Raw genomic sequence first — 9,306 nt, forward strand, 5'->3', positions numbered from 1 at the left:
GCTATCATCGTCGTTCGATTGCTGAAACTACCATGTTCCGCTTTAAGACTATTTTTGGGGGCAATCTCAGTGCACGTCAATTTGACAATCAAGCCGTGGAATTGTTCATCAAATGTGTTGCGCTCAACCGCATGATTCAGATCGCTAAACCCGATAGCTACAAAGTCGAAGCTTAATACCCGGACGACCTCAAGGTGAGCCTGATCATCCTTCTAATCATGCAACAAAGCCGGTGGGAACTATTGAATTTCCCAAAGCTGACTTGGATCTCTGTCATCTACCTAATGGTGTAGGAAGTTGTACAGGAGTCAAATGCGAGAAAGTCGAGAATCTAATGGAGCTAAGGAGACTCGAACTCCTGACCCCCTCAATGCCATTGAGGTGCGCTACCAACTGCGCTATAGCCCCGTCCATGCGTATACTATCTTCTCCGACTCCGAAGCATTCGTCAAGATCGCGGGATTGCGGTTCAATAGAAGAGGAGTCTTTCTTCTTGCTATACCCGTCGTATGACCTTCCAACCCACCGATGATTCAACGCCTCAAGCTACATCTTTAGATGCCGATACCGTTGCCGATCTGGTGCGATCGCTCCGTCGGAAAGAGGGGAATTGGGTGGAATGGGGGAAGTCCTGTCAGCTTTTACAGAAGCAAGGACGCAATCCCCAGGCGATTTTTGAGGATACGGGGTTTGAGCCTGTCCATCAAAATCAGATTATTGTCGCCATGCAGGTTTTTGAATCCATTGTGAGTGTAGGCGTATCCGATGCGGTGCGATCGCACTTTGAGCAGCGGGGAAGTGATTCCCTCTACGCACTGCGGATTTTGACCAACACAGATCGGGCGGCGGCGGCAACCCTACTCGTCGAACGGGGCATTGATTCCGAAGGGGCGCGAGAAGTCGCAAAAGCGATGCGCGACTTTGCCCGACTCTCTACACCACCCGAAGGGTTTGAATCTACCGCTGCAGATGCGGTGGCCTACCACTACTGGCGACTGGCGAAACAGCAGTCCGATCTCCAAGAGCGATCGCGCCTGATTGCTAAAGCGCTTCAGTTTGCAAATAGTATCTCTGCCCGGAAACAGGTGGAACAGTTGCTCACCGACTTTACCGTGACTCGCACCCGATCCGCACCGATGATGCCCGTTTATCGCGTTGGGTCAGAAGAGGAGATGCCCCGCATCGTGCCTGTTGTAGGTCAGTTTCCCATTACGGCGGCGGACTTGAGAGCGGTTCCGTTGGTGGATGAGCAAACGGCATTTCGCATGGTGCGCTTTGCGGGCGAGGGCGCGTGGGTAGCGATCCCCGGTTGGCAGGTCATCCTGAATGCGGAGGATCCCGTGGCGATTTTGACGGAGGGCGATCGCATTCCCGAACTTCAGCAAGATCATCCCGAAGAGGTGCTGGTGATTGTTGACCGGGCGCAGCGTACCTGGAATGCGGATAGTTACTTCCTGATCGATCAGGGTGATACGGTGCAGATTCAGTGGAGTGAGGTGGAATCAGAGCATCCAATTCTGGGACGGGTTATCCTAATTCTTAAGCCGAAGCGAGTATTGGACGAAAATTACACCCTCGATCCGTGGCAAATGGATGAGTAGGTGCAGCCCTGCGGGCGGTAGTTTAGCTCGCTTCTCTTAAGCTCTCATAGGTTGGACAGTAGTTGGGTATGCAAATCCAAGACCGACAGCAAAAAATACTGCTGGTAGAAACACTTCGACGACGACGGCAGGCTTTGACAGCCCAGATGGATTGCCCTGTTATTTTATGGTCTGGGCAATCTGTTTCCCGAAACTTTCCGGCCAATACCTATCCTTTTCGAGCCAATAGCCATTTTCTGTACTTTGCGGGACTGTCGATTGAGAATGCCGCGATTCGGTTAGAGAACGATCGCACCGAGTTATTCATGGATAATCCCTCCGATGCCGATCTGCTTTGGCATGGGTCACGCCTAACACGGGATGAGATTGCACGGCATATCGGTGCCGATGCCGCGTACCCCCTCTCGTTGCTGCAACGTTATGCCGAAGGGGCAGCCTCGATTCCCGTCCAAGATCCCAAGACTCACGCCGCCCAGTCCCAGGTTCTCAATCGAGTTATTTCACCTCACCATCGACTTCAGGATGGCGATCGCACCCTGGCAGAAGCGATTGTGCAACTGCGGTTGCAGCATGACGAAGGGGCGATCGCCGAAATTCGCAAAGCCGCAGCGGTGACGGCACAGGCCCATCGGGCTGGGATGGCCGCTACCCGCAAAGCTACCTCCGAAGCCCAAGTGCGGGCAGCTATGGAGCAGGTGATCCTGGCGAACGACATGGAACCCGCCTACCGCAGCATTGTGACGGTGCATGGCGAAGTGCTGCACAATACCAGCTATAGCCATGAACTGCGGAATACGGATCTCTTGCTAGCCGATGTGGGGGCAGAGGCCAACAGCGGTTGGGCGTCGGACGTGACCCGCACTTGGCCTGTATCGGGAAAATTTTCATCGACCCAGCGAGATGTGTACGATGTCGTGTTGGCCGCCCACGATGTCTGCATTCGCAATCTGCAACCGGGGGTTGAATATCGCGATATTCACCTGATGGCAGCGACGGTGATTGCAGCGGGGTTGGTGGATCTGGGGATTCTTTGGGGCCGTGCCGAAGATCTGGTGGAACAGGATATTCACGCGCTCTTTTTCCCCCACGGTGTCGGCCATTTATTAGGGCTGGATGTCCATGACATGGAGGATTTGGGCGATCTCGCTGGATATGCGCCAGGACGCAGCCGCAGCGATCGCTTTGGTCTGTGCTATCTCCGTCTAGATCGTCCGCTGTTGCCGGGTATGGTCGTGACCATTGAGCCAGGGTTCTACCAAGTTCCTGCGTTGCTGAACGATCCCGAACGGCAATCGCACGCGGAAGGCTGGGTGAACTGGGAACGGCTCAATCAGTTTTCGGATGTGTGTGGGATTCGCATTGAAGACGATGTCCGCATGACCGAAACAGGCCATGAAATCCTGACGTCTGCAATTCCAACGCATCCAGAGGCCGTTGAGCATTTAGTATCCTGACAGACTGTTGACTCGATCTATACCAGTTAGCCGAAATCATCCTCTTGGGCGTTGTAGTCTTCAACTCTAGTCCACTAAGCTAAGTAGCCCGTAGGACGTTTTGACCCGTCCCCCACTGAGGGTCTGTCGTATGAAGATGCGCCCATTTGCGGGCGTTTTGTTTTGGGTGTGAATTATGAAAGGATCTGTAACGACATCTACGCTCGTCTCGGAAATTCAAAGCTGCTTGCATCTAGCCATCCCCCTCGTAGGTGCTCAACTGGCCCAATCTGCTACTTCCTTTGTGGATACCGTCATGATGGGCTGGCTAGGGAGCGATACCATTGCCGCCGGAGGGTTAGGAGCCGTAATGTTCAATACCTTACTGCTGACCAGTGCGGCGTTGGTGTCAGCCGTCAGTCCCCTCACCGCAGAAGCCTTTGGCGCAGGCAACCATCAGAAAGTGGGTTCCGTGGTGCGGCAAGGCTTTTGGTTGGCTGTGCTGTTGGTCATGCCCTGCATGGTGCTGCTGTACCAGGCTCAACCTATCTTGCTAGCCCTAGGGCAAAATCCGGAAACTGTGGAGCGATCGCAGATCTACGTTCGCGCCATCCTCTGGGGCATCGTACCGGGATTAGGCATTGCAGTATTACGGAACTGGTTGGCCGCCCTTGCCCAGCCTCGCCCCATCATCATTACCGTGATTCTGGGAACGGTGTTCAACATTGTCGCTAACTATGGGCTGATGTTTGGCAAATGGGGGCTTCCAGCCTTGGGATTAGCGGGCATTGGCTGGGCAAGCTGTCTATCGCTGTGGGGCATGTTTTTCGGTCTATTAACCTACAGCCTGATTCAACCCCAGTTGCGCCACTACCGAATTCTGCACCATCTCCATCGGTTTGCCCCCCGTCCATTTCTTGAACTTCTGCGGATTGGGCTTCCCATTGGAGTGTTAGCAGGGGTAGAGGTCGGTTTATTCAGCATGACGACAGTGCTGATGGGACAGTTGGGGACAAGCACACTGGCTGCCCATCACATTGCCCTGCAAACCGCATCCCTCACCTTTATGGTTCCCCTGGGAATTTCCCTGGCGACCACGGCGCGAGTGGGACAGTATCTAGGACAGGCCAATGGATTAGGGGCACGGCTGGCAGGCTACACAGGCATTACCCTTGCGGCTCTGTTTATGAGTACAATGGGCATCTTATTTTGGCTGGCTCCTGAAACGATTGTGGGGCTGTATTTAGATCTAGACAATTCCGCTAACCGAGACGTGGTGGCGATCGCCAAATCTCTGTTGGGGGTTGCCGCTCTATTTCAGATTGTGGATGGGATTCAGATCTGTGCGGCAGGTGCGTTGCGCGGCCTCAAGGATACCTACGTTCCTATGATCATTGGCATTGTCGCCTATTGGGGCGTCGGTCTGGTTAGTGGCTATGTGTTGGGGTTCCAAATGGGCTTAGCTGGGGTTGGGCTATGGCTGGGACTAGCGTTCGGCCTGATGATGGCGGCGATCGTTCTCACCTGGCGATTTAGCGTGATGCCGCCCCTAAAGTATGCCCTGTTTGGCGATCGCACCCTCACAAACTCCCTACCGGACTGAAGAGACCAATCCCAGGTCAGCATTGATGGCTTGAATCAGCCGTCGGTAGGTTTCAGCAGGGCGATCGCCCAAATGATCGACGGCTGACCGCTCAGTGCCGTGGGCATAGTCAAGGCTGAATAGACCAAAGCGAGGCGTATAAGACCCCCACTCATAGTTATCCGTAAGCGACCAGTGCATATAGCCCACCAGCGGAACCTGATCTTTCAAAAGATGGTGAACTTGACGCAGGTGAGCCTCTAAAAATTCACTGCGGCGAAGCTGGTCGCCACGGGTTGTGGCAACGCTATTGTCAGGCTTACGGCGCAGAGCCATCCCGTTTTCAGCAATCAGTACGGGGCGATCGTAGGACTCAGCGTAGTGCTTACAGAACACATAGAGTCCTTCCGGTAAGCAGCGCCAGTCCCACCACTTGCTAGTGATGCCACTCATCAGCCATCCGCGAAAGTCTTTCACTTTAAACTCAAAGTCGGAAAAGGACGGTAACCGCAGCACATGCGCCGCAAAGGGATCGTAGTAGTCCAGTCCGATAAAGTCGAACAGTTTGGAACGCGGGGAGGCATCGATTTCCTGTAGACAAGCCTGAAGGGCGGCAGGCGTAAACAGACGCTTACCAGACCAATTGGCCCAGCGATGCAGCACCCGACCGATGCGGTAGGGTAGATCCTTGCGGAAGGGCAGATTAGCTGTGTTCAGCATGGTGTCAAACTCTAGGGCGCGGCTTTCCCAGAAGTCGGGCAGTTCCGACTCCGATAGATCCTGTTTGGGAAGATCCAGAATGTCCCAGATCATTTTTTCCGACCAGTAGAGGTCGCTGCAATAGGTGTTGAGGGACACCATCGGCGTCGGCCAGCCTTCTCTTTGGTAGATATCGTGAATCTGATTGTAGGCGCGAATGTGGGCTGCAATTAGGTAGCTATGGGCGTGGGGAATGGCCTTGGCACCGTGCAGCGACGACGATGGAAACTGCGAACTGACGTAGGTATTGGTAATGAGCATGTTCGGCTCGTTGGTGGTGATGTACCAGTGGATCGGAGCCATGTGGTAAACATCCACCAACCGTCGATTAATGTGGCGAACCGTAGTGGCGACGTAGTTCTCAAAGGCGTCTACTGTTTCAGGATGAAGCCACGCATCTAAGGGGAGCCAGCCCGGATGGGTAAAATGGTGCAGCGTCACGATCGCTTCCAGGCCATAGCGACGACAGGCGGCAATGCGATCGCCATAGGCATCGAGTGCCTGGGTATCAAACGCTGGAGCCTTGGACACGGCCATGCGATAGGAGGGCTGCACCCGTGCCCATTCAATTCCCAAACGGAAGGCCGTTAACCCTAAGTCTCGACAACGCTGGAAATCGTCTTCGTAGCGTGTCCAAAACTCAGCGGCTTTTCCCGTAGGCATGACTCGGTGATACTGTTCACACCGTGCCCAGTTGTTGTGGGGCTGGCCGTCACCGTTATATCCGCCTTCACTTTGATAGCCCGATGTTGCCACGCCCCAAAGGAACGAGGGCTTGGCAGAATGCGAAGAAGACGTCCTAGACTGCATCATGCTGTTGTTGTACCTGTGGTGTAGAACTATCGATGTGCGATCGCCAGTCGCTGAGGATGGTTTCGGCAATGTCCAGAGCGGCGCGAGGTTGGCCTAGCATGTGGGCAGCTTCGCTCATCTCGGTTAGGCGATCGGGATGATCGAGCAAATACTGCACCGCAGGAGCAACCATTTCCAACAGTCGGAGCTGCACCCCGGCTCCAGAGGCGGCAATCACATCGGCGTTTTGCTCTTCTTGGCCGGGAATGGGGTCAACCAGGATCATGGGCGTTCCCCGTGCCAGAATTTCGCTCGTAATCAGTCCTCCGGCTTTGGTGATGATCAGATCACTGGCGACGATCAGATCATCCATATAATCAATCATGCCCAGTTTGCGGAGTTGAATGTGCTCGCCGCCGTCTAAATCCTCAATGGCTTCGAGTAATTCATCGTTGCGGCCTGCCCCCACAATCAACATAGCGGGGTGATTCTTCATCTTTAGCAGTTCTTCCACCATCGACCGCACCCGCTTGGGATTTAAACCTCCTCCCAGCAGGCTAATGATAGAGACGTCGGTAGGCAAATCGAGGCGCGATCGCACTTCCGCCTGGGTTTTGGGTTCCATAACTTCGAGTTTGATGGGAATTCCGGTGACATGGAGGATATCGGGATTTACGCCTCGCTGCACCAGAATCGTCTTGCCCAGCGTATTGGGTAAGAAGTAGCCATTCACCCGGTAATTAATCCAGGTGCTATGGGCGATCGCGTCTGTAACAACCACGTATTGAGGTTTAGAAACCTCGTCTTCCTTCTCAATCAACTGCAACAGCCGACTTGGAATTTGCTGCACACAAACAATCACATCGGGATCTCGTTTTTTAACAAACTGTCCCAATTGCCGAAAAAAGGGACGTTCTAACCGTGCCCAACCTAGATTGTTATCCAGAGATTTTTCCAGATCATCAATATCACTGCCTTCGTAAAAGGCTTTGTACAGAGCAGGAACTTTCTCGCTGAGTTGTTTGTAGGCTTGGGTGACGGCACTGCGGTAGATGGGGCTTGCATATTCCAACGCATCCGCCATTTCAATGGTAACGTCTGAAATTTCGGAGAAGGCCGCTTTCAAGGCTTTGGCGGCGTTGAGGTGTCCCGAACCAAGGGTGGCGTACAGGATTAAGATAGAAGTCATAGGGAAATAATGGGCGATTAAAAAACGTTATTCAAAACATATTGAGTTAGGCGTAGATGCGTAACTGAGCGTATTGTACGGGTTGAAAGCGGTATGCAAGTGAATTCGACTCCTTCCTATTTAGAAGTTTTAGAGCGGGCGGCGATCGCCTACCGAACCCACCAGCGCGATCGCCCATCCTCCCAAGAGGTGGTTCAAGCCTTGGTGGCTGCCGAAAAAGCGGCTAAGCGTGAGCATCTTGTGCTTCCCTTTGACGCTATGGCGGGACAATGGCGGCTGTGTTTTACGGCAGGTCGTGCGGCTCATCAGAAGGAAAATACCATTCTAGGTCGGGGTTGGTATCTACCGCAGGGCGTCCCCGCCCACATTAGCTTCTATCCCGATGGGACGATGGGTGACCAAGCAGGCACCATTACGAATCAAATTACCCTGGCGGGGTTGACGCTCCAATTCTCAGGGGTTTGCCGATACTTGGGGCGTAAGAATATTGTGGCGTTTGATTTCGTGAAGCTGCAAATTCAGGTATTGGGGCGATCGCTCTGGCAAACCGATGTGCGGGGCGGGACAGCCAGGGTTGAAGATGTGCTTTCGGGGATGGTACAAAAACTTCCCTTTTTTGCCTTCTTTGCCGCAACGGAAAACTTTATCGCTGCACGGGGACGTGGGGGCGGGTTAGCGATTTGGGTTAAAGACTCTCAGTAGATCACAAACCTTAGCTTGGATTCCCCCTAGCCCCCTTAAGGAAAGGGGGAATCGAGCCGAAGATGGTTTGCAGTCCCCCTTTTTATAGACGCAAAGCGGCTTCCCGAAGGGTAGGGGGATTCAGGGGGATCTACTACTCGTTGATACATGACAGATAACTTTTAAAGCACTCCTCCAAATTAGAGCCCAATGATTCAACGTATGACCGCTTTGGTGTTAGGCATAATCACGCTCGGTATTTTGCTTCTATCGCGTCCAGCTTATGCTGAAACCTGGACGCGAATCGTAACCTCCGCTGATGGGATGCAGGAACAGTATATAGACATTGATTCAATTCAGACGAAAAACGATCATGTGCGCCTAAAAACCTATTGGCTGGATGTCACCAAACCGGAAGATGTGACCTATGCGGTGACAGAATACGACTGCGATCGCCACCTTTATCGCGATATAGAACTCAACGGCAAACCTCACCCAACCGATTGGTACACCCTAGACGACGATCCACTTAACCAAGCTGTAATGAAGTATTCCTGCTCTGGACAGTATAAGTAAAGACATAGGTTCTATCTAACTTGAATGTATGAGAACTCCTGCGCTACTTCAACTCAAGATATCCTCTTTCAAACGCCCATCTCGCTATTTAATGCCATTGGCGATCGCCACATCGTTGGTAGTCGGATTGGGCGATCGCCTTGGTGCCCAAACCTTACCCCTTCCCGATAATCTGATTGACTTTAGCTCGGAAGCGGGACAGGCTCTATTTATAAATAGCGACGCCCGTGCGGATTATTGGGTGCTCAGCCCCCATTTTGAGAGCCAAGTTAACCTGGCCTATTGCGGTGTGGCGAGCATGGTGATGGTGTTGAACAGCATGGACGTTCCGCCGCCCGTCGCGCCAGAGTACGGTGAGTTTCGCGTCTTTACCCAAGATAACTTTTTTGAGAATCCTGATACTGAGGCCGTTGTATCTGAAGCGATGGTAACGCAGCAGGGTATGACCGTAGATGAATTGGGGGGACTGATCGGAAGCGATGGAACCCAGGTTGAAGTTTTTCATGCCGAAGATACGACCATAGAAGCCTTTCGGGAACAGGCGATCGCCAATCTCAACGATCCGGATAACTATATTTTGGTCAACTATCTCCGCCGCGAAATCGGGCAGGAAAGCGGTGGACATATCTCGCCTCTGGCGGCCTACGATGCCGAGAGCGATCGCTTTCTGATCCTGGATGTGTCTCGCTACAA

Annotated in this window: 9 protein-coding genes and 1 tRNA gene; 7 read left to right on the forward strand and 3 right to left on the reverse strand. The window is 53.1% G+C overall.

All coding sequences use genetic code 11. The features are described from left to right. A partial coding sequence (locus IGR76_12085; protein ID MBF2079228.1) for an IS5/IS1182 family transposase occupies nt 1-176 on the forward strand: 176 nt, incomplete at its 5' end. Nucleotides 177-335: 159 nt separating this feature from the next. On the opposite strand, the gene IGR76_12090 is transcribed toward IGR76_12085, so the two are convergent. Then, nucleotides 336-408, reverse strand: a tRNA-Ala gene (locus tag IGR76_12090). Between the two features lie 101 nt (nt 409-509). Between IGR76_12090 and IGR76_12095 the strand changes: the two genes are divergently transcribed. The 3 genes from IGR76_12095 (at nt 510) to IGR76_12105 (ending at nt 4,637) form a co-directional block, all read left to right on the forward strand. Continuing rightward, on the forward strand, nt 510-1,601 hold the full coding sequence (locus IGR76_12095; protein ID MBF2079229.1) for a hypothetical protein: 1,092 nt from the start codon (nt 510-512) through the stop codon (nt 1,599-1,601). A gap of 68 nt (nt 1,602-1,669) precedes the next feature. Continuing rightward, complete coding sequence (locus tag IGR76_12100; protein ID MBF2079230.1) at nt 1,670-3,055, forward strand: aminopeptidase P family protein; 1,386 nt, start codon at nt 1,670-1,672, stop codon at nt 3,053-3,055. A gap of 175 nt (nt 3,056-3,230) precedes the next feature. After that, nucleotides 3,231-4,637, forward strand: a complete 1,407-nt coding sequence (locus tag IGR76_12105; protein MBF2079231.1) for an MATE family efflux transporter — start codon at nt 3,231-3,233, stop codon at nt 4,635-4,637. On the opposite strand, the gene IGR76_12110 is transcribed toward IGR76_12105, so the two are convergent. Together IGR76_12110 and IGR76_12115 are read right to left on the reverse strand one after the other, a co-directional pair. After that, entirely contained in the window at nt 4,626-6,185 is a 1,560-nt protein-coding gene (locus IGR76_12110; GenBank protein ID MBF2079232.1) for a glycoside hydrolase family 1 protein, read from the reverse strand. The two genes, IGR76_12105 and IGR76_12110, sit on opposite strands and share 12 nt — an antisense overlap. Beyond that, nucleotides 6,175-7,356 (reverse strand): UDP-N-acetylglucosamine--LPS N-acetylglucosamine transferase, encoded by a 1,182-nt coding sequence (locus IGR76_12115; protein MBF2079233.1) that lies wholly within the window; start codon nt 7,354-7,356, stop codon nt 6,175-6,177. The genes IGR76_12110 and IGR76_12115 overlap by 11 nt, the downstream gene beginning before the upstream one ends. A 93-nt stretch (nt 7,357-7,449) precedes the next feature. On the opposite strand from IGR76_12115, the gene IGR76_12120 reads away from it, so the two are divergent. The 3 genes from IGR76_12120 to IGR76_12130 all read left to right on the forward strand — a co-directional run. Then, the gene (locus tag IGR76_12120) at nt 7,450-8,058 is read left to right on the forward strand and encodes a hypothetical protein (GenBank protein ID MBF2079234.1); all 609 of its coding nucleotides are present in this window, start codon (nt 7,450-7,452) and stop codon (nt 8,056-8,058) included. A gap of 189 nt (nt 8,059-8,247) precedes the next feature. After that, the gene (locus IGR76_12125) at nt 8,248-8,613 is read left to right on the forward strand and encodes a hypothetical protein (protein MBF2079235.1); all 366 of its coding nucleotides are present in this window, start codon (nt 8,248-8,250) and stop codon (nt 8,611-8,613) included. Between the two features lie 28 nt (nt 8,614-8,641). Further along, the coding region (locus IGR76_12130) for a phytochelatin synthase family protein (protein ID MBF2079236.1) at nt 8,642-9,306 on the forward strand (665 nt) is incomplete at its 3' end.

The organism is Synechococcales cyanobacterium T60_A2020_003, from assembly GCA_015272205.1.
Classification (GTDB): Bacteria; Cyanobacteriota; Cyanobacteriia; order RECH01; family RECH01; genus JACYMB01.

Coding starts and splice junctions, on each gene's coding strand:
- IGR76_12105 (MBF2079231.1), top strand. CDS start 3,231: ATGAAAGGATCTGTAACGACATCTACGCTCGTCTCGGAAATTCAAAGC.
- IGR76_12120 (MBF2079234.1), top strand. CDS start 7,450: ATGCAAGTGAATTCGACTCCTTCCTATTTAGAAGTTTTAGAGCGGGCG.
- IGR76_12115 (MBF2079233.1), bottom strand. CDS start 7,356: ATGACTTCTATCTTAATCCTGTACGCCACCCTTGGTTCGGGACACCTC.
- IGR76_12095 (MBF2079229.1), top strand. CDS start 510: ATGACCTTCCAACCCACCGATGATTCAACGCCTCAAGCTACATCTTTA.
- IGR76_12125 (MBF2079235.1), top strand. CDS start 8,248: ATGATTCAACGTATGACCGCTTTGGTGTTAGGCATAATCACGCTCGGT.
- IGR76_12110 (MBF2079232.1), bottom strand. CDS start 6,185: ATGCAGTCTAGGACGTCTTCTTCGCATTCTGCCAAGCCCTCGTTCCTT.
- IGR76_12100 (MBF2079230.1), top strand. CDS start 1,670: ATGCAAATCCAAGACCGACAGCAAAAAATACTGCTGGTAGAAACACTT.